22 protein-coding genes are annotated in these 23937 nt (G+C 71.4%); 19 read left to right on the top strand and 3 right to left on the bottom strand.

Annotation, left to right across the window (positions count from 1 at the left end):
* Nucleotides 1-151: 151 nt before the first annotated feature.
* The 16 genes from HEQ75_RS00110 (at nucleotide 152) to HEQ75_RS00035 (ending at nucleotide 17506) form a co-directional block, all read left to right on the top strand.
* A complete protein-coding gene (locus HEQ75_RS00110; protein ID WP_328733089.1) occupies nucleotides 152-928 on the top strand; it encodes an ABC transporter ATP-binding protein in 777 nt (258 codons plus the stop codon).
* Between the two features lie 19 nt (nucleotides 929-947).
* Nucleotides 948-1640, top strand: coding sequence for an ABC transporter ATP-binding protein (locus HEQ75_RS00105; RefSeq protein WP_209318282.1), 693 nt, complete (start codon nucleotides 948-950; stop codon nucleotides 1638-1640).
* A 52-nt stretch (nucleotides 1641-1692) separates the two neighbouring features.
* Complete coding sequence (locus HEQ75_RS00100; RefSeq protein WP_168026876.1) at nucleotides 1693-2937, top strand: ABC transporter substrate-binding protein; 1245 nt, start codon at nucleotides 1693-1695, stop codon at nucleotides 2935-2937.
* An 80-nt stretch (nucleotides 2938-3017) separates the two neighbouring features.
* Nucleotides 3018-3905, top strand: coding sequence for a branched-chain amino acid ABC transporter permease (locus HEQ75_RS00095; RefSeq protein WP_456237371.1), 888 nt, complete (start codon nucleotides 3018-3020; stop codon nucleotides 3903-3905).
* A gap of 3 nt (nucleotides 3906-3908) precedes the next feature.
* A complete protein-coding gene (locus HEQ75_RS00090) occupies nucleotides 3909-4898 on the top strand; it encodes a branched-chain amino acid ABC transporter permease (protein ID WP_168026875.1) in 990 nt (329 codons plus the stop codon).
* 75 nt (nucleotides 4899-4973) lie between these two features.
* Nucleotides 4974-6944, top strand: a complete 1971-nt coding sequence (locus HEQ75_RS00085) for a methyl-accepting chemotaxis protein (RefSeq protein ID WP_168026874.1) — start codon at nucleotides 4974-4976, stop codon at nucleotides 6942-6944.
* Between the two features lie 132 nt (nucleotides 6945-7076).
* Nucleotides 7077-7778 carry a DUF1028 domain-containing protein gene (locus HEQ75_RS00080; RefSeq protein WP_168026873.1) on the top strand — a complete coding sequence of 234 codons (702 nt, stop codon included), beginning with the start codon at nucleotides 7077-7079 and terminating at the stop codon, nucleotides 7776-7778.
* Nucleotides 7775-8761 (top strand): ABC transporter ATP-binding protein, encoded by a 987-nt coding sequence (locus HEQ75_RS00075; RefSeq protein ID WP_168026872.1) that lies wholly within the window; start codon nucleotides 7775-7777, stop codon nucleotides 8759-8761. The genes HEQ75_RS00080 and HEQ75_RS00075 overlap by 4 nt, the downstream gene beginning before the upstream one ends.
* Nucleotides 8758-9816, top strand: coding sequence for an ABC transporter ATP-binding protein (locus HEQ75_RS00070; RefSeq protein ID WP_168026871.1), 1059 nt, complete (start codon nucleotides 8758-8760; stop codon nucleotides 9814-9816). The genes HEQ75_RS00075 and HEQ75_RS00070 overlap by 4 nt, the downstream gene beginning before the upstream one ends.
* Complete coding sequence (locus HEQ75_RS00065; protein WP_168026870.1) at nucleotides 9813-11327, top strand: ABC transporter substrate-binding protein; 1515 nt, start codon at nucleotides 9813-9815, stop codon at nucleotides 11325-11327. The genes HEQ75_RS00070 and HEQ75_RS00065 overlap by 4 nt, the downstream gene beginning before the upstream one ends.
* Nucleotides 11328-11460: 133 nt before the next feature.
* On the top strand, nucleotides 11461-12408 hold the full coding sequence (locus HEQ75_RS00060; protein ID WP_168026869.1) for an ABC transporter permease: 948 nt from the start codon (nucleotides 11461-11463) through the stop codon (nucleotides 12406-12408).
* Nucleotides 12405-13301, top strand: coding sequence for an ABC transporter permease (locus HEQ75_RS00055; protein WP_168026868.1), 897 nt, complete (start codon nucleotides 12405-12407; stop codon nucleotides 13299-13301). The genes HEQ75_RS00060 and HEQ75_RS00055 overlap by 4 nt, the downstream gene beginning before the upstream one ends.
* 247 nt (nucleotides 13302-13548) lie before the next feature.
* Nucleotides 13549-14334, top strand: coding sequence for a hypothetical protein (locus tag HEQ75_RS00050; protein WP_168026867.1), 786 nt, complete (start codon nucleotides 13549-13551; stop codon nucleotides 14332-14334).
* Nucleotides 14331-15524 (top strand): toxic anion resistance protein, encoded by a 1194-nt coding sequence (locus tag HEQ75_RS00045; RefSeq protein ID WP_235961153.1) that lies wholly within the window; start codon nucleotides 14331-14333, stop codon nucleotides 15522-15524. Before HEQ75_RS00050 ends, HEQ75_RS00045 begins: the two co-directional genes overlap by 4 nt.
* A gap of 64 nt (nucleotides 15525-15588) precedes the next feature.
* Complete coding sequence (locus HEQ75_RS00040) at nucleotides 15589-16461, top strand: alpha/beta hydrolase (RefSeq protein ID WP_168026866.1); 873 nt, start codon at nucleotides 15589-15591, stop codon at nucleotides 16459-16461.
* Between the two features lie 73 nt (nucleotides 16462-16534).
* The gene (locus tag HEQ75_RS00035; RefSeq protein ID WP_209318271.1) at nucleotides 16535-17506 is read left to right on the top strand and encodes a tripartite tricarboxylate transporter substrate-binding protein; all 972 of its coding nucleotides are present in this window, start codon (nucleotides 16535-16537) and stop codon (nucleotides 17504-17506) included.
* Nucleotides 17507-17626: 120 nt separating this feature from the next.
* Here the strand turns inward: HEQ75_RS00035 and HEQ75_RS00030 are convergent, their stop codons facing one another.
* A complete protein-coding gene (locus tag HEQ75_RS00030) occupies nucleotides 17627-18919 on the bottom strand; it encodes an NtaA/DmoA family FMN-dependent monooxygenase (protein WP_168026865.1) in 1293 nt (430 codons plus the stop codon).
* Between the two features lie 161 nt (nucleotides 18920-19080).
* Here HEQ75_RS00030 and HEQ75_RS00025 point away from each other — a divergent pair, with 161 nt between their 5' ends.
* From HEQ75_RS00025 to HEQ75_RS00015, 3 genes are read left to right on the top strand one after another with little or no spacing between them, the layout of a single operon-like run.
* The gene (locus tag HEQ75_RS00025) at nucleotides 19081-20148 is read left to right on the top strand and encodes an alcohol dehydrogenase (RefSeq protein WP_168026864.1); all 1068 of its coding nucleotides are present in this window, start codon (nucleotides 19081-19083) and stop codon (nucleotides 20146-20148) included.
* 28 nt (nucleotides 20149-20176) lie between these two features.
* Nucleotides 20177-21565, top strand: coding sequence for a cytochrome P450 (locus HEQ75_RS00020; protein ID WP_235961152.1), 1389 nt, complete (start codon nucleotides 20177-20179; stop codon nucleotides 21563-21565).
* A gap of 1 nt (nucleotide 21566) precedes the next feature.
* On the top strand, nucleotides 21567-22532 hold the full coding sequence (locus HEQ75_RS00015; protein ID WP_168026863.1) for a lysophospholipid acyltransferase family protein: 966 nt from the start codon (nucleotides 21567-21569) through the stop codon (nucleotides 22530-22532).
* Between the two features lie 213 nt (nucleotides 22533-22745).
* Here the strand turns inward: HEQ75_RS00015 and HEQ75_RS00010 are convergent, their stop codons facing one another.
* Nucleotides 22746-23252 (bottom strand): cupin domain-containing protein, encoded by a 507-nt coding sequence (locus HEQ75_RS00010; protein ID WP_168026862.1) that lies wholly within the window; start codon nucleotides 23250-23252, stop codon nucleotides 22746-22748.
* A 28-nt stretch (nucleotides 23253-23280) separates the two neighbouring features.
* Nucleotides 23281-23937 (bottom strand): CHAP domain-containing protein (locus HEQ75_RS00005; protein ID WP_168026861.1); only part of this gene is annotated, 657 nt, incomplete at its 5' end.

Raw genomic sequence — 23937 nt, 5'->3', positions numbered from 1 at the left:
AACTTCCCGACCGCGATCCACTTCTTTGACTTGCGCCGCGTCGCGCCAGCCTTCATGAATGCGGCAGAAGCGCATTGGCTGGCGATCTGGAACGGGCATCCGGAAGCAAGGCCGATCGAACAAAAGCAAGCACAATTGGGGGCGTCCGCGAGTGGTCGATACGATCCTCGAGACTGAGGGGCTGACGAAGGAATTCCGCGGCTTCGCCGCGGTCAGCGATGTGCGGCTTGAAGTCGCGCGCGGCAGCATCCACGGCTTGATCGGCCCCAACGGGGCCGGCAAGACAACATGCTTCAACCTGCTGACGAAGTTCCTGCCGCCGACGCGCGGTGTGATCCGCTATGATGGCCGCGACATCACCGGCCTGAAGCCGGCCGAGGTGGCACGGCTGGGGTTGGTGCGGTCCTTCCAGATTTCCGCCGTCTTCCCGCATCTGACGGTGCTGGAGAATGTGCGGCTCGCCCTGCAGCGCCGCCGCGGCGGGTCCTTCGACTTCTGGCGCTCCGAGGGGCTGCTGAAGCAGTTTGACGACCGCGCCATGGCCTTGCTGGAGGATGTGGGCCTGACCGGCTACGCCCGGCTCACCGCCGGGCAGTTGCCCTATGGCCGCAAGCGGGCGCTGGAAATCGCCACCACCCTGGCGCTGGACCCGGTGATGATGCTGCTGGACGAGCCGACGGCCGGCATGACGCATGAGGATGTCGACCGCATCGTCGCCCTGGTGAAGCGGGTGGCGGCCGGCCGCACCGTGCTGCTGGTGGAGCACAACCTGAAGGTCGTGGAAGGGCTGTGCGACACCATCACCGTGCTGACGCGCGGCCGCGTGCTGGCACAGGGCGACTATGCCACCGTCTCCCGCAACCCGGAGGTCCAGGCCGCCTATCTCGGCACCGACCCCGCCATCGCCGGGAGCACCCAGCATGCGTGACGGAACCGCGGCCCCCGCGATGCTGGAAATCCGCGACCTGCAGGCCTGGTATGGCGAAAGCCATGTGCTGCACGGCGTCTCCCTCGATATCCGGGAGGGGGAGGTGGTGACGCTGCTGGGCCGCAACGGCGCCGGCAAGACCTCCACGCTGCGCGCCATGATGGGCCTGGTCGGCCGCCGCGCCGGCAGCATCCGCTTCGAGGGGCGGGAGACGATCGGCCTGCGCTCCGACCTCATCGCCCGCACCGGCATCGCCTATTGCCCCGAGGAGCGCGGCATCTTCGCGAGCCTCGATGTGACGGAAAACCTGATGCTGCCGCCGGTGATCGCGCCGGGCGGGCTCGGGCTCGATGAGATCTACACGCTGTTCCCGAACCTGAAGGAACGCGCCCGCAGCCCGGGCACCAAGCTTTCGGGCGGCGAGCAGCAGATGCTGGCCATCGCCCGCATCCTGCGCACCGGCGCCCGCCTGCTGCTGCTGGACGAGCCCTCGGAAGGGCTGGCGCCGGTGATCGTGCAGCAGATCGGCGCGATGATCCGGGAGATCAAGCAGCGCGGCTTCACCGTGCTGCTGGTGGAGCAGAACTTCCGTTTCGCGCAGACCGTGGCGGACCGCCATTATGTGATGGAACATGGTCGCATCGTGGACATGGTGGCGAATGACCAACTGACCGCCAGCCTCGACCGGCTGCACGAATACCTGGGGGTCTGAACCCGGGTCGGACTGAAAAAAGCTGAGCCATATTCTGGGGAGAATCGGAACCATGACCATCAATCGCCGCACGCTGCTTGCCGGTGCCGCCGCCCTTCCGGCGCTCGGCGGCCTGCCCTTCCGCAGCGCCCGCGCCCAGGCCGCGAACACCATCCGCATCGGCGTGATGAACGACCAGTCCGGCACCTATCGCGACCTGTCCGGCCCCGGCTCCACCCAGGCGGTGGAACTGGCGGTGAAGGAATCCGGCATCACCCAGCGCGGCGTGACGGTGGAGGTCGTGCAGGCCGACCACCAGAACAAGCCGGATGTCGGCTCCACCGTGGTGCGCCAGTGGATCGACCGCGACGGCGTGGACGTGATCGTGGACGTTCCCACCTCCTCCGTCGCGCTCGCCACCAACACCCTGGTGCGCGAGAAGAACAAGGTCTTCCTGAATTCCGGCGCCGCGACCTCGGACCTCACCGGCGCACAATGCTCGCCGAACACGGTGCACTGGACCTACGACACCTGGATGCTGGCGCAGTCCACCGGCGGCGCCATGGTGCGGGCCGGCGGCAAGTCCTGGTTCTTCATCACCGCCGACTACGCCTTCGGCCATGCGCTGGAGCGTGACACGGGCAACTTCGTGAAGGCCCAGGGCGGCGAGGTTCTCGGCGCCGTCCGCACGCCCTTCCCGGGCACCACCGATTTCTCGTCCTACCTGCAGCAGGCGCAGCGCTCCCGCGCCCAGGTCATCGGCCTGGCCAATGCGGGCGGCGACACCATCAACTCCATCAAGCAGGCAGCGGAATTCCGCATCACCCGCGGCGGCCGGGTGAAGCTGGCCGGTCTGCTGGTGTTCATCACCGATGTGAACTCGCTGGGCCTCGAAGTGGCGCAGGGCCTGGTGCTGTCGGAGACCTTCTACTGGGATCTGAACGACAAGACCCGCGCCTTCACGCAGCGCCTCGGTGCCATGCCGGGCAACATCAAGCCCTCCATGGTGCAGGCCGGCTGCTATGCCTCCGTGCTGCATTACCTGAAGGCGGTGGGCGACATGGGCGTGGCGGCGGCCAAGGCCTCCGGCGTCGATGCGGTGACCCGCATGAAGGCGATGCCGACCAACGACGATGCCTTCGGCGAGGGCACGATCCGCGCCGATGGCCGCAAGATCCACCCCTGCTACCTGTTCGAGGTGAAGAGCCCGGCCGAGAGCAAGGGCGCCTGGGACTATTACAAGCTGCTCGGCACCACGCCGGGCGCCCAGGCCTTCCGCCCGCTGACCGAGGGCAGCTGCGCCCTGGTCCGCAGCTGAGACCGCGCGGCTTCCCGGCGGGGGTGATCCCCCGCCGGGCGGCCTCGGCTTGACATCCATCACGGCAAGGCCCGCGCCCGGTGATCGAAAACCTGCTCTTCGAACTCGAGATGGCGGCGCCTCAGGTGATCCTGGGGCTGGTGAACGGCGCCTTCTACGCGCTGCTCTCGCTCGGCCTCGCCATCATCTTCGGCATGCTGAACGTGATCAACTTCGCCCATGGGGCGCAGTTCATGATGGGCGCCTTCGTCGCCTGGATGCTGCTGGCCTGGGCCGGGATTCCCTACTGGGGGGCGCTGGTGCTGGCGCCGCTGATCGTCGGCGTCTTCGGGGTGGTGATCGAACGCACGATGATCGCCCGATTGTACAAGCTGGACCATCTGTACGGCCTGCTGCTGACCTTCGGCCTGGCGCTGATCATCGAGGGCGTGTTCCGCAACGGCTTCGGCTCCTCCGGCCTGCCCTATGCGCCGCCGGCGGCCTTCAACGCCCTGAACATCGACATTCCCATCATGTTCCTGCCGGGCTACCGCGTCTGGGTCGTCATCGCCTCCGTGCTGGTGTGCCTGGCCACCTGGCTGGTGATCGAGAAGACCAAGATCGGCGCCTATCTGCGCGCCGCGACGGAACGGCCGGAACTGGTGCAGGCCTTCGGCATCAACGTGCCGCGGATGATGACGCTGACCTACGGCGCGGGCGTGGCGCTGGCCGCCTTCGCCGGCGTGCTGGCGGCGCCGATCTATTCGGTGAACCCGGCCATGGGTGCCAACTTCATCATCACCGTCTTCGCCGTGGTCGTGATTGGCGGCATGGGCTCCATCATGGGCTCCGTCGTCACCGGCTTCGGCCTGGGGCTGATCGAGGGACTGGCCCGGGTGGTCTACCCGGAGGCCTCCGCCACCGTGGTCTTCGTCATCATGGCGATCGTGCTGCTAACGCGGCCCGCCGGCCTGTTCGGAAGGGGCTGAGACATGGCCGATACCGCCATCAGCGTCGCCGCGCCCGACGCCGTCCATGAGGAAGCCGGGCTGTTCGGCTTCACCCGCGCCCAGGCCCTGGCCTTCGGCGTGCTGGTCGCCTTCGTGCTGGTCAGCCCCTTCTTCCTCTACCCCGTCTTCCTGATGAAGGTGCTGTGCTTCGCGCTGTTCGCCTGCGCCTTCAACCTGCTCATCGGCTATGTCGGGCTGCTGTCCTTCGGCCATGCCGCCTTCTTCGGCATGGGGGGCTACATTGCCGGCCACACCGCCAAGGTGTGGGGCCTGACACCGGAGATCGCCATCATCGGCGGCGGCGCGGTGGGCGCGGTGCTCGGGCTCGGCATCGGCTGGCTGGCCATCCGCCGGTCCGGCATCTACTTCGCCATGATCACCCTCGCCATGGCACAGATGGTCTACTTCTTCTGCCTGCAGGCGCCCTTCACCGGTGGCGAGGACGGCATCCAGCAGATCCCGCGCGGGCGTCTGTTCGGCCTCATTCCCCTGGACACCGACTTCACCCTGTACTGGCTGGTCGCGGCCATCTTCCTCGGCGGCTTCCTGCTGGTGCACCGCGTGGTGCACTCGCCCTTCGGCCAGGTGATGAAGGCGGTGCGGGAGAATGAGCCCCGCGCCACCTCGCTCGGCTACCGGACGGATGACTACAAGCTTCTGGCCTTCGTGCTCTCGGCCGGCCTGGCCGGGGTCGCGGGCGGCACCAAGGCGATGGTCTTCGGCATCGCGACGCTGACCGACGTGCACTGGAACATGTCCGGCGAGGTGGTGCTGATGACGCTGGTGGGCGGCCTCGGCACCGTCTTCGGGCCGGTGGTCGGCGCCGCGGTGATCGTCACCATGCAGAACTACTTGGCGGAGTTCGGCGCCTGGGTCACCGTGATCCAGGGCGTCATCTTCGTGGCCTGCGTGCTGGCCTTCCGGCGCGGCGTGGTGGGCGAGATCGGCAATCTGCTGAAGGTGCGCCTGTAATCCCAGGTTGATCATGTTCAGTCGGGATTAACAGGCACGGGCGAGAGTGCAGCGGATCAAGCATGGAATCCGCCAATGCCCGTCAGGCTGCTGCTGTCTGCCGTCCAATTGGCGCTGGCGCTCTGCGTCGGTGCCGCCTGCCTGCTCGGTTGGTCGGCAACGCGCCATGACGCGGAGGGCCTGGCGGCGATGCGGTCCCAGGCGGTGGCGCCACTGCTCGGCCTGAAGGTCCTGTCCGACGCCTATGCGGTCTCCGTGGTCGATCTCAGCCACAAGGTGCGCAATGGCGGGATGGGATGGGATGAGGCGCGCGCCGGGCTCGACAAGGCGCAGGCCGACATCGCCCGCAGCTTCGCCGATCTGGACCGCGACCCGCCCGACGCCGCCGCCTGGGCCGAGGTGGTGCGCCGCCGCGAAGCCGCGGAGACCACCACGCGCGCCATCGGCGCCGCCCTGGCGGCGCGCGACTCCGCGGCGCTGGAGGCGCTTGTGCTCGGCCCCCTGTACCGCGACATCGACCCGCTGACCGAATCGCTGGGCACGCTGGCCGACAGCGTGCTGGCACGCACCGAGGCGCGGCTGGCCGCGGGGCTGCGTCTGGCCGAATGGTACGAGTGGGTGCTGGGCGCCCTGGTGTCCCTGGCGCTGCTGGTGAGCCTGGCCGCGCTGTACCTGATCCGCTCGCGCATCTCGCGCCCGCTGGCCGAGCTGACGCGCGGCATGGCGGAGGTGGCGGAGGGGCGGCTGGACGGCCGACCGCCGCACACGCCCTGGAAGGACGAGCTGGGCGCCATGGGCGGGGCGCTGGGCGTGCTGCGCGACCGCAGCGCGGAGACGGTGCGGCTGCGCGCGGCGCAGGAGGAGCTGCGCCTGGCGGCGCAGGCCGAGCAGGCCCGCGCGCTGCGGGCCATGGCCGATGCGGTGGAGCGCGAGACGGCGGATGCCGTGCAGCGCATCGGCGGCAGCGTGGACCGGATGACCGAAGGCGCCGGCGCGATGGGGGAGCGGGCGCAGGATGCCCGCGCCGCCGGCGCCGAGGTGGGCAATGCCGCCCACCAGGTGCTGGAGCACGCCGAATCCGGTGCGGCGGCGACCGAGCAGATGACCGCCAGCATCCGCAGCATCTCGGACCAGGTGGCGGCCGCCGCCGCCGCGACGCGCCGTGCGGTGCAGGACACGGAAGCCGGCACCCGCGCCATCACCGGGCTGCAGGAGGCGGTCGGGCGCATCGGCGCCGTGGCGCGGCTGATCGGCGACATCGCCGGCCAGACCAACCTGCTGGCGCTGAACGCGACCATCGAGGCCGCCCGCGCCGGCGAGGCCGGGAAGGGCTTCGCCGTGGTGGCCGGGGAGGTGAAGCAGCTGGCGACCCAGACCGCCCGCAGCACGGAAGACATCGCCCGGCACATTGACGAGGTCGGCAACGCCACCCAGGCGGCGGTCGCCGCGGTGCAGGCGACGCTGGAGAGCATCGGCCAGCTCGACGGCATCTCCTCCACCATCGCCGCGGCCATGGCCCAGCAGAACGAGGCGACGGCCGACATCGCCCGCACCGTGGTCGGCACCGCCGCCGCGGCGCGGCAGATGACTGGGCGCCTCAGCGCCGTCACCCAGGCCGGCGATGCGGTGGCGGAGCGTGCCGGCGCGATGCGCGACCTGGCGGCAGATGTCCTGGCCGGGCTGGAGACGATGCAGCACACGCTGGTGCGCAACCTCCGCACCGCGACGCCGGAGGTCGATCGCCGCGCCGCGCCGCGCCATGCCGTTGGCATCGCCACGCGGCTGCATGGCGGCGGCCGGGTCCTGGCGGTGACGACGCAGGACCTGTCGATCCGCGGCACGTCGCTCGGCACCGCGGAGGCACTGGGCGGCCTGGCGCCACGGATGGCGGTGGCGTTGGAACTGCCCGGCCTCGGCCGGCGCCAGGCGGCGGAGGTGGTGCAGGCGGAAGCCGGGCGCATCCGGCTGCGCTTTGTCGCGCCTGGCCTGTCGGATGCGGAAATCGCCGCGATCCTGGCCAGGGTGCCGGCGCGACAGGCGGCCTGAAGCCGGGCGGGCGCCGCCGGCTGCCCGGTCCGGCGGCACAGTGTCCGCCGCGCGGGCAATCCCGGGTGCGGGAGGGACAAAGGCGGCACAGGTCAGGCTTGCGCCGCCCCGCCAGCCTGTCATGAAGCAGGGATGACGTGGTCGATCCTCCTGCGCGATCCAACGACCGGTGAACTCGGCGTCGCGGTCGCCAGCCGCTTCCTGGCGGCGGGCGCGCTGTGCCCGCGCGTCGAAGGCGGGGTTGGTGCCGCCAGCACCCAGGCGCTGGTGAACCCCTTCCTGGCGCCGGATTCGCTGGCACGGCTGCGGGCGGGCCAGGGGGCGGCGGCGGCGCTGGCCGAGCTGGTGGCCGCCGATCCCGGCCAGGCGAGCCGCCAGGCGCATCTGCTGGCCGCGGATGGCCGCAGCGCGCAGCACACCGGCAGCGCCTGCATCGGCTGGTGCGGGCATCTCTCCGCGCCGGATGTCTCCGTGGCGGGCAACATGCTGGCCGGGCCGCAGGTGCTGCGCGCCACGCTGGACGCGGCGCTCGCCGCCACCGGCCTGCCGATGGCCGAGCGCCTGCTGCTGGCGATGGAGGCCGGGGAGGCGGCGGGCGGCGACAAGCGCGGCCGGCAATCCGCGGCGATGCAGGTGGCTTCCGCCGATCCCTATCCGGACCTCGACCTGCGGGTGGACGACCATCCGGACCCGCTGGCTGAACTGCGCCGCCTGCATGGCGTCTGGCGCGGCTACCTGCGCCATTTCCGTCGCTTCCTGCCGGGGCGCGACCATCCTGGCGTCTTCGACCGCGCGGTGATCCAGGCCGCCATGGCGGAGGCGACGCAGGCATGAGCCCGCCGATGCTCGAACTCACCCAGGTCAGCGTGGAATTCCCCACCGATCGCGGCCGGCTGCGGCCGGTTGATGGCATCTCCTTCCGCGTCGAAGCGGGGAAGACGCTGGCCGTGGTGGGCGAAAGCGGCTGCGGCAAGTCGGTCACCGCCTTGGCGGTGATGGGGCTGCTGCCGCAGGGCGCCGAGATCGGCGGCGGCATCCGCCTGGATGGCGAGGAGTTGCTGGCGCTGACGCCGGACCAGCGCCGGGCGCGGCGCGGCGGCGCCATGGCGATGGTGTTCCAGGAACCGATGACCAGCCTGAACCCGGCCTTCACCGCCGGCGAACAGGTGGCGGAGGCGCTGCGCCTGCACCAGGGCCTGGCGCCGGACGCCGCCTTCGCCCGCGCCGTGGAGATGTTCGCCCGCGTCCGCATCCCGGAACCCGAGCGCCGTGCCCGCAACTACCCGCACCAGCTGTCGGGGGGCATGCGGCAGCGGGTGATGATCGCCATGGCGTTGGCCTGCCGCCCGCGCCTGCTGATCGCCGACGAGCCGACCACGGCACTGGACGTCACCGTGCAGGCGCAGATCCTGGCGCTGATCGACGAGTTGAAGACCGAAAGCGGCACCGCCGTGGTGCTCATCACCCACGACCTCGGCGTGGTGGCGGACCATGCGGATGAGGTGGTGGTGATGTATGCCGGGCGGGTCGCGGAGCGCGCGCCGGCGGCCTCCCTCTTCGCCCGGCCGCAGCACCCCTACACCATCGGCCTGCTGGGCGCCGCGCCGCGGCTGGAAGGCGGCGTGGCGCGGCTGGCGAGCATCGAGGGCACGGTGCCGGACCTGCTGCACCCGCCGCCGGGCTGCCGCTTCGCCCCCCGCTGCCCCTTCGCCCTCGACCGCTGTGCGCAGCAACCGCCGCTGGCCGCCATCCTGCCCGGCCATGACGTGGCCTGCTGGCGCGCGCCGCTCGACACCCTGCTGGAGGCGGCGGCGTGACGGCACCGCTGCTCGAACTCCGCGACCTCGCCAAGGGCTTTCCCGTCCGCGATGCCATCGGCCGCCGCCGTGGCGCGGTGCGCGCGGTGGATGGGGTGTCGCTGGCGGTGCCCAAGGGCAGCGTGCTGGCCATCGTCGGGGAGAGCGGCTGCGGCAAATCCACCCTCGGCCGCCTGGCGCTGCGGCTGATCGAACCCGATTCCGGCCAGATCCTGTTCGAGGGCGAGGATCTGCGCACGCTGTCGCCCGCCGCGCTGCGCGCCCGGCGGCGCGACATGCAGCTGATCTTCCAGGACCCTTTCGCGAGTCTCGACCCGCGGATGACGGTGGAGCAGGCGGTGGCGGAGCCGCTGCGGCTGCACCGCATCGTGCCGCGGGCGCAGGAGACGCAGCGGGTGGCGGAACTGCTCTCCCGCGTCGGGCTGCGGCCGGAACTCGCCCGGCGCTGGCCGCATGAATTCTCCGGCGGCCAGCGCCAGCGCATCGCCATCGCGCGCGCCCTGGCCAGCCAGCCGAAGCTGATCATTGGCGACGAGCCAGTGTCTGCCCTGGATGTCTCGGTGCAGGCGCAGGTGGTGAACCTGCTGCAGGATCTGATCCGGGAACTGGGCCTGACCTTCGTGCTGATCAGCCACGACCTGGGCGTGGTGCGCCACATCGCGGACCGGGTGGCGGTGATGTATCTCGGCCGCATCGTCGAGGAAGGCGCCACCGACGCCGTCTTCCGCACCCCGCGCCACCCCTATACGCGCGCCCTGCTGGCCGCCGTGCCCGGGCAGGGGCAGGGGCCGGCGGCGCTGCTGGAAGGCGACATCCCGAGCCCGATCAAACCGCCTTCCGGCTGCCGCTTCCGCACCCGTTGCCCGCACGCCCAGGCGATCTGCGCCGAAATCCCGCCGCCGCTGGCCGGCGCGGTGCACCGGGCCGCCTGCCACTTCCAGGACAGCCTGCCCGCCGCGCCGGCCGCCCGGGAAACCGATGCCGGGGGCGAGAGGCTGCGCCGCCTGCAGGCCTACTTCACCGACCAGAAGCAAAGAACAGGAGAACTGGCATGATCCGAAAGACCCTCGCCGCCGGGCTCGTCGCCCTGGCCGCCTTCGGCGCAACGCCGCCCGCGCTCGGGCAGAACCTGCGGCTGGCGCTGCGCGAGGACCCGGACATCCTCGACCCGACCCTGTCGCGCACCTATGTCGGGCGCATCGTCTACATGGGCTTCTGCGACAAGCTGTTCGACATCAACGCGGCGCTGGAGCCGGTGCCGCAGCTGGCCACCGGCTTCACCTGGGACGACCCGACCACGCTGACCATCAAGCTGCGCGAAGGCGTGCGCTTCCACGACGGGGAGATGATGGACGCCGAGGCGGTGCGCTACTCGCTGAACCGGCATCTGACCATGCAGGGCAGCTTTCGCCGCTCCGAGATGGGCGCGGTGACGTCCATCGAGGTGGTGGACCCGCTGACCGTGCGCATCAAGCTCGGCCGGCCCAACGCCGCCTTCATCGCGACCCTGACCGACCGCGCGGGCATGATCCTGTCGCCGAAGGCCGCCGAGGCGGCCGGGCGCAATTTCGGCACCCGCCCGGTCTGCGCCGGCCCCATGCGCTTCGTCGAGCGGGTGGCGCAGGAGCGCATCGTGCTGGAGCGTTTCCCGGAATACTGGGATGCCGCGAACATCCACCTGAACCGCGTCACCTACCTGCCGATCCCGGACAACACCGTGCGGCTGGCCAACCTGCAATCCAACGCCGTGGAATTCGGTGAGCGGATGGAGCCGGACGACCTGCGCTCCATCCAGCGCAACCGCAGCCTGCGCGGCGTGCCGGTGGATGAGCTGGGCTACCAGGGCATCACCATCAACATCGGCAACGGCCCGCGCGCCAACACGCCGATGGGCCGCGATGCCCGGGTGCGCCACGCCTTCGAACTCTCCATCGACCGCGCCGCCATCGTGCAGGTGGTCTATGAGGGCATGTACACGCCGACCCGCCAGCCGGTGCCGCCGGCCAGCAGCTTCCATGTCCAGGGCTTCCAGCCGGAGCCGCGCGATGTCGGCCGCGCCCGCGCGCTGCTGCGCGAAGCCGGCTTCACCGCGCCGGTGCCGGTGGAGCTGACCATCCCGAACAACCCGGATTTGCGCCAGGTGGGCGAGGTGATCCAGGCCATGGCGAAGGAAGCGGGCTTCGAGGTGACGCTGCGCGCCTCCGAATTCGCCTCCGCCCTGGCAGGCGCCGGGCGCGGTGAGTTCGAGACCTTCCTGGTCGGCTGGTCCGGCCGGACCGATCCGGACGGCAACATCTTCTCCTTCATCCACTCCACCGGCGGGCAGAATGACGGCCGGTATGCCAACCCGGCGGTCGACCAGCTTCTGGTGCAGGCGCGGACCGAGCAGGATGTGGCGCGCCGGCGGGACATGTACCGCCAGGTGATGGAGCAGGCGCTGGGCCAGGATCACATGCGGATCTACCTGTGGCACCGCAAGAACGTGATGATCCACAACACGCGGCTGACCGGCTACCAGCCGATCGCGGACGGCATGATCCGGCTGCAGGGCATGCGCCTGAACTGAGCGGGCAGGGGTGGGGCGCGGTTGCGATGGCCCCACCCAGCCTTCCCCGCTGGCGCAGGGGAAGGCTTCTTCTCCCTCCCCCCGCAGGCGGGGGAGGGTCGGGTTGGGGGCAGGGGCCGGGAGCTGACCTGACATGTGGAACTGGCTTCTGAAACGCCTCGGCCAGGTGCTGCCGACGCTGGTGATCCTGTCCTTCATCATCTTCGGGCTGCAGCAATTGATGCCCGGCGACCCGGCCGTGATCCTGGCCGGGGAGGAACGCGGCGACCCGCAGGTGCTGGCGCAGATCCGCGCCGAGCTGCGCCTGGACCAGCCGATCTGGGCACAATATTTCTACTGGATCGGCAATGTGCTGCAGGGTGATTTCGGCTTCTCCTGGCGCATCCGCATGCCGGTTTCCGACCTGATCCTGGAGAAACTGCCGGTCACGGCGCAGCTCGCCTCCATGGCCTTCCTCATCGCGCTGGTCATCGGCGTGCCGCTCGGCATCCTGTCCGCGGTGAAGAAGGACACGGCCTGGGACTGGCTGGCCAATGCGGTGGCGCTGTTCGGCATCTCCACGCCGAATTTCTGGCTCGGCATCATGATGATCCTGTTCTTCAGCGTGCAGCTCGGCTGGCTGCCGCCCTCGGGCTACGTGCCGCTGTGGGAGGATCCGGTGCAGTCGCTGGCGACGACCATCATGCCGGCCTTCGTGCTCGGCACCGGCGTGGCGTCCGTGCTGATGCGCCACACCCGGGCGGCGATGCTGACGGCACTCAGCCAGGATTACGTGCGCACGGCGCGGGCCAAGGGGCTGACGGAACGCGTGGTGGTGTGGAAGCACGCGCTGCGCAACGCGCTGATCCCAGTGGTGACGCTGGGCACCATCGAGTTCGGCCGCCTGCTGGCCGGCGCGGTGCTGACGGAACAGATCTTCACCATCCCCGGCTTCGGCAAGCTGGTGGTGGATGCGGTGTTCAACCGGGACTACCCGGTGGTGCAGGGCGTGGTGCTGGCCACCGCGCTGATCTTCGTGGCGCTGAGCCTGCTGGCGGATATCCTCTACATGGCCATCAACCCGCGGCTGCGGCAGGCATGAGCGCGACCGCCGCCAGCCCGGCCGCCCCGGCCGCGCCCCCGGCGCGGGGCGAAAGCCCGACGCGCCGCGCCATCCGCCGCTTCGTCCGCCACCGCCTGGCGCTGGCCGGCTTCATCGTCGTGCTGGCCTTCGTCCTGGTGGCCGCCCTGGCGCCCTGGATCGCGCCCTACGACCCGATCGCCACGAGCTGGTCGCGCATCCGCAAGCCGCCCAGCGAGCTGTTCTGGTTCGGCACGGATGAGAATGGCCGCGATGTGCTCTCCCGCATGATCTGGGGCGCCCGGGCCTCGCTGATGGCGGGCGTGATTTCCGTGCTCGGCGCGGTGCTGCTGGGGGTGCCGGTCGGGCTGCTGGCAGGGCTGGCGGGGGGCTGGGTGGATGCGGTGATCTCCCGCATCGCGGACGCCATGCTGTCCATCCCCTTCCTGATCCTGGCCATCGCGCTGGCTGCCTTCCTCGGCCCGGCGCTGGAGAATGCGATGCTGGCGATTGCCATCACCGCCAGCCCGGTCTTCGTGCGCCTGTCCCGCGGCATGGCGCTGGACGCGAAATCCACGGATTGGGTGGAGGCGGCGCGCTCCCTCGGCAACCCGCCCTGGCGCACCGCCTTCGTCCATGTGCTGCCCAACATCGTCCCGCCCCTGCTGGTGCAGTCCACGCTCTCGATCGCGGAGGCGATCATCGCCGAGGCGTCGCTGAGCTTCCTGGGCCTCGGCCAGCAGCCGCCGGCGCCGAGCTGGGGGTCCATGCTGAACAGCGCCCAGCGCTTCCTGGAGACGGCACCCTGGCTGGCCATCGCACCCGGGGCGGCGATCTTCGTGGTGGTGCTGGCCTTCAACCTGATGGGCGACGGGCTGCGGGACGCGCTGGACCCCCGCGCCGACCGGCGCTGAGGCCTCGGCGCGCCGACCGGCGGCGACACGGCGCGCGGTGGCGCAAAGCGGCTGCCACGCAGTTCATTGCCCGAAGGTGGCCCCCAGGGCTTGATCCGGCGGCCCCGCGCGGCGATCTGAAGGCGGAAATGCCCAAGACCCCGCGCATCCTCCTGCCCACCCTGCCGGCCGCGGCCCGCCGCGTCGCCGGCTTCTGGCTGCTGTCGCTCAGCCTCTGGCTGGCCAGCGCCATCGCGCTGTTCCGCTGATGTCCGGGACCCCGCCGCGCGACCGCCCGTGGCAGAACGACCCCTGGCGCGACACCCGCGCCAAGGTCGAGGGCGCCTTCAGCCAGTTCCGCAACGGCACCCGCGGCCTGCTGCTGCCGCTGTTCACCTGGCCGCTGCTGTTCGACGTGGTGGTGGAGGTGGTGCGCGGCAACACGCGCGGGCTGGTCGCCGCCGGGCTCGGCATCCTCCTGCCCCTCCTCGCCGTGCGCACGCTGCGGCGCGGCCGGCGCGGCGACACGCGGCGCGCCGCGATCCTGGTCGCCGTAGCCACGGGGCTGGTCGCCCTGCTGGGCGCGCGCATGGACATGCCCATCCCGCTGCTGCTGGCCGCCGGCGCGTGGCTCGGCACCCGGCTGATGTATGACGGCGCGCAGGTGGAGGTGGACCCGCCGGCCGCCCCCGCGCCGCCGCCGCCGCCCGGGCCGCTGGCGGAACACCGCGCCCGCCTGGCGCGGATCAGCGCGGAGCCGCGCATGGCCGGCATCGCCCAGGCCATGGATGCGGTGCTGGACGACCTGGATGCGCGGCCGGACCGGCTGCCGCTGGCCCGCCGCTTCCTGGCCGTGCACCTGGACGGGCTGGACCGCATCGCGCAGCGCCTGGCCGCCGGCGCGGAACCGCCCGCCGGCCTGCCGCAATTGCTGACCGACATGCAGGGGGCGGCCGATGACCTGCGCACCAAGCTGCGGGCGGAGGAAAGCGCGGCGCTCGACATCCAGGTGAAGGTGCTGTCCGAAAGGCTGCGCCAGGAGGGTTACGCATGAGCACGACCAGGCGGAACGGCCCCAAGCCCCATGGCACGACCACCGAGGCGCCGCCGGCGCCGCAGGTGATCCTCGCGCCCACGACGATGGCCGTGGCCCGCGAGGCCGCGGAGCGCGACCTCGCCGAGGCCGCGCCCAGCCGCGCCCCCTTGCCGGAGGCCGCGCTGGGCGAACTGGCGCAGCAGATCGACCTTTCCGACCCCGGCTCCATCCTGCGCTTCGGCCAGCAGACCCAGACCCAGGCCCAGGCCGCGGCGGATGCCATGCTGGAAGGCGCGCGGAACCAGGAGACGGGGGAGGCGGGGCGGACGCTGGCCAGCCTGCTGCAGACCCTGCGCGGCTTCGACGTGACCAAGCTGGATGAGCGCCCCGGCTTCTTTGCCCGCATCTTCACCAAGGCCGGCGCCGAGGTGACCGAGATCATCGGCCGGTACGAGACGGTGAAGGGCCAGATCGAGGGCATCGGCGACAAGCTGGACACCCACCGCACCCGGCTACTGGAGGATGTGGAGCGGCTGGAGCGGCTCTACCAGGCGACGCTGGAGTGGTTCCACGCCCTGGGCACCCATGTCCAGGCCGGCGAGGAGGTGCTGCGCAAGACGGATTCCGAGGCCATCCCCGCGATGGAAGCGGCCGTCGCCCATTCCACGGATGATCTGGCGCCGCAAAAGCTGCGCGACCTGCGCGGGGCGCGCGACGAGCTGGACCGCCGCGTGCACGACCTCCGCCTGACGCGGCAGGTGGCGATGCAGGCGCTGCCCTCGATCCGGCTGATCCAGGAAAACGACAAGGCGCTGGCCAGCAAGATCCACTCCGTGCTGGCCAACACCGTGCCGCTGTGGCGCCAGCAGCTGGCCCAGGCGCTGGCCATCCACCGGATGCGGGAAGCCGGCCAGGCGGTGAAGGCCGCCACCGACCTGACCAACCAGCTGCTGACCGCCAATGCCGAGACGCTGCGCCGCGGCAATCTGGAAGCCCGCACCGAGCTGGAACGCGGCGTCTTCGACCTCGCCGCCGTGCAGAAGGCCAATGCGGCGCTGGTGGCCACCATCGAGGACAGCCTGCGCATCGCCGACGAGGCGCGCGGCCAGCGCCTTCGGGCGGCCGAGGAGCTGGAGAAGCTGGAGATGGATGTGCGCCGCGCCCTGAAGGCGGCCAAGCCCCCGCCGCCGGCGCCGCGCCCGGTGTGAGGCGCGCGGTCGCTGCTTGCGCCCGCCCGGGCACGGGCGGAAGCTGGCGGCGGAGGACCACGCCATGCTGCATCGTCGAGGCCTGATGGCGCTGGGGGCCATCGCCGCCCTGCCGCGCCAGGCGGCCGCCCAGCCCGCCGCCGCGCAATCCGTGTTCGAGATGGAGGAACCGAGGGCGCTCGGGCCCGGGCCCATGCGCGTCTTCCTGCACCGGCCGCCCGGCTGGCAGACGGATGGGCGCGTGCTGCTGGTGCTGCACGGGCTGCAGCGCGACGCCGACCGCTACCTGGCGCAATGGGCGCCGCAGGCGGATGCGGCGAAGCTGCTGGTGGTGGCGCCCGAATTTTCCCGCGCGCTGTTCCCCACCGTCGCCTCCTACAACTGGGGCAATGTGGTGACGCAGGCGCTGGTGCCGAACCCGCCGGAGGCCTGGACCTTCGGCGCCATCGACCGGATCTGGCAGGCCGTGCGGGCGCGCACCGGCGCGACGCGGCCGGGCTATGCGCTGTTCGGCCATTCCGCCGGCGCGCAATTCGTCCACCGCTACCTGCTGCTGGCGGAAGCGAGCCAGGCGGAGGCGATCATCACCGCCAATGCCGGCTCCTACACCATGCCGGTGCGGGACGTGGCCTTCCCCTTCGGCCTGGGCGGCACCAGCGTGCCCGATGAGCGGCTGGCGGCCGCCTTCGCGCGGCCCGTCACGGTGCTGCTCGGCGCCGATGACGTGGACCCGGATCACCGTTCCATCCCGCGCCAGCCCGGCGCCATGGCCCAGGGGCCGCACCGCCTGGCGCGCGGCATGCGCTTCTATGCCGAGGCCCGCGCTGTCGCCTGGCGGCTGGGGGTGCCCTTCCACTGGCGGCTGGAAACGGTGCCGGGCGTCGGCCACGACAATGGCGGCATGGCGCGCCGGGCGGCGGCGATCGCGGCGGGCTGACGCTCGGCCGGCTTGCGCTGCCGGCGCCGGCCGGGCCTAATCCCGGGCAAGCAAGAAACCCGGGAGGATCTCCATGCCGCATCTCACCCGCCGCCTGCTGCTGGCGGCCGGCGCCGCGCTGGCCGCGCCTGCGCTGCACGCCCAGCCCGCCTGGCCCTCCGGTCCCATCCGCATCGTTCCGCCCTTCCCGCCGGGCGGCAGCACGGATGCGCTGGCCCGCCTGCTGCAGCCGCATTTGATGCGCATCCTGGGCGCCAATGTGGTGGTGGAGAACCGCCCCGGCGCCTCCGGCTCCCTCGGCACCGGCGCCGTGGCGCGCAGCGCGCCGGATGGCAACCACTGGGTGCTGGTCTTCGACACCCATGCGGTGAACCCGGCGCTGATCCCGAACATGGGCTTCGACACCGAAAAGGACATGACACCGCTGCTGCTGTTCGGCACCGCGCCCATGGTGCTGACGGCGCATCGCACGCGCCCCTTCAAGAGCTTCGCGGCCATGGCGGCGGCGGCGAAGGCGAAGCCGGACACGCTGACCTATGGCAGCATCGGCAACGGCTCGCTCGCCCACCTGACCATGGCGCTGGTCGGCAAGGCGGCCGGGCTGCAGCTGGTGCATGTGCCCTATCGCGGTGGCGGCCCGCTCGCCGTTGCCGCCGTGGCCGGCGAGGTGGACATGCCGATCGCGACGCGGCCGGCGATCGGCGTGCATATCGACAGCGGGGCCCTGGTGCCCCTGGCGCAGACCGGCGCCACGCGGTCGCCCTCCATGCCGGACATCCCGACGCTGGCCGAGGTCGGCGTGCCGGGGGTGGATGCGCGAGCCTTCTGGGGCTTCCTCGGCCCGGCCGGCATCCCGGCGCCGATCAAGCAGCGCATGGAAGCCGCGCTGCGGGAGGCGCTGGCGGTGCCGGAGGTGCGGGCCCGCGTCATCGGCCTCGGCATCGACCTGGATCCCAAGGGCGAATCCGAATTCGGCCCCTTCCTGTCCCGCCAGATCGCCACCTGGGGCCGCGTGGTCCGGGACAACAACATCCGGCCCGACTAGGGGCTCTGCAAGCCTCCCGGCTTCGCAGGGCGACCCGGAGCAAGCGTTGGAACAATCGGCCAGAGCGGTTTCACCGTCCCCGCTTTCGGTGAGGCGGCTCTAACTTTCGGTGAAGCGGCTCTAATAGGCCAGCAGGTTCTCCCGGAAGGTCCGGTGCTCGTAGGCGCGGCGGGTCAGGCCGCGCCGCTGCAAGGCCGGCACCAGCCCGTCGCAGATCTCGGCGACGTAGCGGCGGGTGAAATCGGCATGGACGATCAGGAAGCCGTCACCGCCGGCTTCCTGCATCGCCTCCTCCATCATCCCCGCCACCTGCTCCACCGTGCCGGTGAAGCGGATGCCGAGTTCGGCGCGCATGGCGAGTTCCCGCGGCGTGCGGCCGGTGAAATGGTCCACCACGGATTGATGCCCGTTGCTGGTCAGCTTCGGCAGCGGCTCGTCCAGTGGGAACCGCGCGAAGTCGATCCCGCTGAGGCGGGAGAGGGAGGCCAAATGCTGGTCGGCATGCAGCGCCACATCCGCCTCCAGGATGCGCCGGCGGTCCTCCGCCGCGGCCAGGCTGTGGTCCACCAGGGGGTCCACCAGGAACAGCACCTTGATCCCGTCCGGGTCGCGGCCCAGCGCCACGGCGTCCTGGCGGATGCGCTCCCGCGTCGCTTTCATCGCGCCCACGTCGCGCACCGCGGTGATGATGGTGTCCGACCAGCGCGCGGCGAAGCGGCGGCCGCGGGCGGACCCGCCCGCCTGGCACAGGACCGGCCGCACCTGCGGCGACCGCGGCGCGCTGAGCGGCCCGCGGCAGCTGTGGTAGCGGCCCTGGTAGTCGATGGGGTGAACCTTGGCACCATCGGCGAACAGCGGCGCCTCCCGGTCCAGCACCATCGCATCCGCCTCCCAGCTTTCCCAAAGCCGGGTCACGATCTCGGCGAATTCGTCGGCGCGGTCGTAGCGCTCGTCATGCTCGATCTGCCGGTCCATGCCATAGTTCTGGGCGCCGCCATCATTGCTGCCGGTCACCATGTTCCAGCCGACGCGGCCTTCCGTCACATGGTCCAGGGAGTTCATCAGCCGGGCCAGCAGGAAGGGCGGGTATTCGGTGGTGGACAGCGTCGTCACCAGCCCGATTCGCCGCGTCGCCATCGCCATGTAGGGGACCAGCACGGCGGGATCGAGCTTCGGCGCCGCCATGGCGTATTTCAGGTAGGCGTCGTGGCTGCCCTGGTAGGTGTAGGGGACGTTGCAGCTGTCCTCCATCATCACGTAGTCGAAGCCGGCCCGCTCCATGGAGCGCGCCAGGTCGACGAACAGGTCCGGCATCATCCAGCGCGACGGGTCGCCGCCCCAGTCGTAGCGCCAGGCCTTGGGTCCGTAGCCGCGGGAGACGAACCAGGCGAGGTGGAAGGGGGCGCAGGGCATGGGCGACATCCTCTCGGGCAGGATGCGACCGGCTGTGTCCCTGGGCCGGCGCTTCACCGGCGCCGCCGCACCATCCCAGGGTGCGGAAGCCCGCCTGTCAAGCTTGACCGCGGACGGCGGCGATGGTCGCCTTGCGCCAGGGATGTTGGGGGAACGCCGCGATGAAGGCCTGGGCCATGGTGGAAGTGGGCAAGCCACTGCAGGAGATCGAGCTGCCGACGCCGGAGCCCACCGGCTGCCAGGTGCTGCTGGAAGTCACCCATGCCGGCGTCTGCCATTCCGACATCCATGTCTGGGAAGGCGAATGGGACCTCGGCAGCCGCGGCAAGATGCGGCTGCTGGACCGCGGCGTGACGCTGCCGCTGGCCATGGGGCATGAGACGGTGGGCCGCGTGGTGAAATGGGGGCCGGAGGCCGAGGGGCAGGGGCTCGCCGTCGGCCAGACCCGCATCGTCTTCCCCTGGGTCGGCTGCGGCACCTGCGCCAAATGCCGGGCGGAGGAGGACAATATGTGCGTCCAGGGCCGGGCGCTCGGCATCTTCCAGAATGGCGGCTACGCCACCCACATCCTGGTGCCGGAGCCGCGCCACCTGGTCGATCCGGGTGACATCGACCCGGCGCTGGCGGCCACCTATGCCTGTTCCGGCATCACCGTCTATTCGGCGATCAACAAGGTGATGCCGATGGCGCCGGATGAGGCCATCGTGCTGGTCGGCGCCGGCGGGCTTGGCCTGCAGGCGATCGCGGTGCTGAAGGCGATGGGGCACCGGCGCATCGTCTCGGTCGATCTCAGCGCGGAGAAGCTGGCCGCGGCGCGGGAGGCCGGGGCCAGCGACACGCTGGAAGCCGGCGGGGAGGACACGGTGCAGCGGCTGGTGGCGCTGTGCGGCGGGCCGGTGGAGGCGATCATCGACCTGGTGAATGGCAGCCAGACCGCGCGGATGTGCTTCGACGCGCTGACCAAGGGCGGCAGGCTGATCCAGGTGGGGCTGTTCGGCGGTGAACTCACCGTGCCGCTGCCGCTGATGGCCATGCGGGCGCTGACCGTGCGCGGCAGCTATGTCGGCAACCCGAAGGAATTGCGGGCGCTGGTGAAGATCGCCCAGGGCGGCGGCCTGCCCGGCATCCCGGTGACGCGGGAGCCGATGGCCAATGCCGATTCGGCCCTGCAGCGCCTGCGCGCCGGCCAGGTGACGGGGCGCATCGTGCTGACGGCGGAGGCTGCGTAGACCGCCGCGCCGATGTAGTGTCCGGGACATGCTGACCGAAGTCACTGCCCCGGCGACCCCCTTCGTGCCGCCCTATCCGCCGCGCCCCGACAAGGGGATGCCGCTGCGGCAGATGCTGCGCGTGGCGCGGGAGAACTGGCTGGCGGTCTGGGCCAAATCCTCCTTCGAGCGCGACGTCTATGGCAGCCGCCTGTTCCTGCGCGACGTGGTGGTGTGCAACAGCCCGGACAGCGTCCACTACGTGTTCGTGGAGCGGCACGAGAACTTCCAGCGCAAGAGCCCGCAGCACCGCCACGCGCTGATCCCCCTGCTGGGCGACGGGCTGTTCGTCAGCGACGGCCCGCTGTGGCGCGAGCGCCGCCGCGTCGTCGCGCCGGTCACCCATGTCTCGCGCCTGGCGGAGCTGGCGCCGGCCATCACCGAAGCGGCGGCGGAACGCCGGGCGCAGTGGCGCGCCCTGCCGCCCGGCCCGGTGGATGTTCTGGCGGAGATGGGCCACCTCACCGCCGAGATCATCTGCCGCACCATCTTCGGCCGTGCCCTGGGGCAGGAGGCGGCGGGCAAGGTCGTCGCCGCCTTCGCCGACTACCAGGCGCGCATCGGCCAGACCGACGTGCTGTCGCTGCTCGGCCTGCCGGATTGGTGGCCGCGCTTCCACGGGCCCGGCGTGCGGCGCGCGGCGCAGCGCATCCATGCCGTGGTGGACGGGCTGATCGCCGGCATCCTCGATGGCGGCGCCGATGCCGGCGAAGCCTCGCTGATCCGCGCCATGTCGGAAGCCAAGGTGCCCGGCACCGACGCGCCCATGGACCGTCGGGCCTTCCGCAACGAGGCCATCGTGCTGTTCATGGCAGGGCATGAGACCACCGCCAACACCCTGGCCTGGGCGCTGTTCTGCCTGTCCCAGGACAGCGCCAGCGCGGAGCGGCTGGCCAGCGAGGTGCGCGGCGTGCTCGGCGACCGCGTGGCGACCCTGGCGGACCTGCCCAGCCTGCCCTTCACCCGGGCGGTGGTGGAGGAGACGCTGCGCCTGTTCCCCCCCGTGCCGCTGCTGTCGCGGGAGGCGCTGGGGCCGGACCGGATCGGCGACCGGCTGGTGAAGAAGGGCAGCATCATCCTGGTCTGCCCCTGGCTGCTGCACCGCAAGCCCTCGCTATGGGACCAGCCGGATGCCTTCATCCCGGACCGCTTCATGCCGGGCGCGCCGAAGCCCCCACGCCACGCCTACATCCCCTTCAGCACCGGCCCGCGCATCTGCACCGGCCAGCATCTGGGCCTGGCAGAGGCCACCATCTGCCTGGCCGCGCTGGCCGGCAGCTTCCGCCTGGCGCTGGAGCCGGGGGTGCAGGTGATGCCGGTGGCGCGGCTGACGCTGCGGCCGGGGGAGACCCTGCCGATGCGCCTGACCCCCCGCTAGCATGACGGATCACCTCTACCATGCGCCGCCCTGGCGCTGGCAGGACCGCCAGGCGCTGCTGCGCTACTGGCTGCGCGACCCGCTGCAGGGATTCGCGGACTGGCTGCCGCACAGGCTGCTGGGCGCCCTGCCGACCGACACCGCCTCCGCCATCGGGGCGCGGATGGGGCTGCGGGCGGGGGCGAAGCGGCAGGTCGGCTCCGACCGCGCCCGCGCCCTGTTCCGGCAGCTGCGCCCCGCGGCGAACGACGCCGAGATCGAGGCGATGCTGCGCGCCCACTGGCAGCATGTCGGCCGCAGCTTCGTGGAATTCGCCGCCCTGTACCGCTTCCGGGCAGAGGGACGGATCGAGATCACCGGGGCGGAGCACCTGACCGGCCCGCGCGAGGCCGGCCGGCCGATCATCATCGCCGGGCTGCATGTGGGGTATTGGGAGGTGGTGCATGCGGCGATGCCGATGCTGGGCATCCCCTTCCACGCCATCTACCAGCGCCTGCCCAACCGCTTCCGCATGCGCATCGCCGACCGCGCCCGCAACCGCAGCCGCCAGGCCGCCGGGGCGCAGGCCGCGGTCGCCGTGGCGCCCACCCTCGGCGCGGTGTTCGAGGCGCATCGCATCCTGGAAAGCCGGGAAGCGGCGCTGCTGTACTATGTGGACGAGTTCTGGGAGGGGCGGGTGCATGCACCGGCGCTCGGCCGCCCCTTGCGGCTGGATGGCAACATCATGCGCGCCGTGCGCCTGGCGGCGGCCACCGGCGCGGCGCTGGTGCCGGCCTATGCTGAAAGGCTGGGGCAGGCCGCCCGCTTCCGGCTGCATATCCTGCCGGAGGTGCCGATCGGCCCGCCCGGCCGCGGCCGCCAGGCGGTGCTGGCCGATATCGCCGCGCTGGATGCGGTGGTGGAGCAGGTGGTGCGCGCGCATCCTGAACAGTGGTTCATGGCGCATGTCTTCCAGTCGGACCGTTAGAGCATTTTCAAGCCTTGCGGCTTCGCAAGGCGCCTCGGAAAATGCGTCGAAACGGTAAGCTGGAGCCGCTTTACCGCCTTCGCTGGCGGTGAAACGGCTCCAGTGCGACAGGCGTTGAGCAGTAAGCATCCGAACGTATTTTTGATCACAGAAGGCAAGGACTTTTGGATCTGGTCAGGCAAGGCGGGATCGCCAGGCTTGGAGAGGCTCCCGCTACCGGTAGGGATGCCCCGTCACCGGGTCGCAGGGCGGGTACGGCGTGGCGGCGATGGCATGAAGCGCCCGCTCACGCTCCCCGGGCCGGCCGGTGAATTGCTCGGGCGGGTCGCCGGGCGGGTAGGCGCCGACCACCAGCAGATCCTCGGACTGGCCGAGGTTGCGGTGCGCGGTGCCGGCGGGCAGCACCACCACATCGCCGGCGGCCAGGTCCAGCGTCACGCCCGCCTCCGCGCCCAGCCGCACGCGCACCCGGCCATGCGCGATGGCCAGCGCCTCATGCGCGTTCGGGTGGTAGTGGTCGATGGCGAAGATGCCGTTGCGCCAGGCCGGCAACCAGTTATGGCGGGCGAAGATCGCCTCGGCCGCCGCCGGATCGCCGGGCGGCAGGGCGCCGCGATGCACCAGGACAGGCAGGCGGGGATTGTTGGGGATCTCCCCGCCCTGGTCCCTGGCATCGGCCAGGAACAGACGCTCCGCCCCATGGGGGCCACGTTCATGCATGGGCCGATCCTCCGCCGAGGATGACGCCCTATTCCTCGAAGAGTTGCGCCGCCAGGCGGTGGTGCTGGCTGGCATGCGGGGAGGGGGCGGCCTGCGCCACCTCCACCAGGGCGGGCGCCTCGGCGGTCATCATGCGGGTGCCGGCCGGGCGGTTGTAGATGAAGCCATGGGTCGGGTAGGTGCGGCCGAAGTTGCTGCTGTCATGGCCGACCTGCACGCGCACCGCCGTCCAGTCGTTACGGTCCGACACGTCCATCACCACCACGCCACGCATCACCGTGCCGCGGCGGATGCCGGGGCCGCCCCAATTCGCGTGGTCGATATGGATGGTGCGCGGCCCGAGGATGCGGGAGACGACGGCGACATGGCCGCGCCGCATCCCGCCCGAGGCGGTGAAGGCGAGCACCGAGCCGCGTTCCGGCGCCTGGCCGCGGGCATAGGTGCCGGCGGCGTTGTTCCACCACAGCCGGGCGTCGCCGCTGATCGTCATGCCCGTCGCCATGCGGGCGAAGGGCACGCAGGAGAGACCGGAGGTGATGGCGACCGGCAGGATGGGGGTGCCGTGCAGGGCGCCGGCCGTGGCCGCGCCGGCCGGGCGCACCACGCCGAGGCTGGCCAGGCGCAGATCGGGGCGGCGGGCCGGTTGCGCCGCCGGGGCGCGGCCGGCAGCCGGGCAAAGACCGCG

The sequence above is a fragment of the Falsiroseomonas selenitidurans genome, assembly GCF_012103215.1.
In the GTDB taxonomy this organism is placed as follows: Bacteria; Pseudomonadota; Alphaproteobacteria; order Acetobacterales; family Acetobacteraceae; genus Falsiroseomonas; species Falsiroseomonas selenitidurans.
Note: the sequence above shows the minus strand (reverse complement) of the source record. Positions and strands in the feature narration are given on the sequence as shown.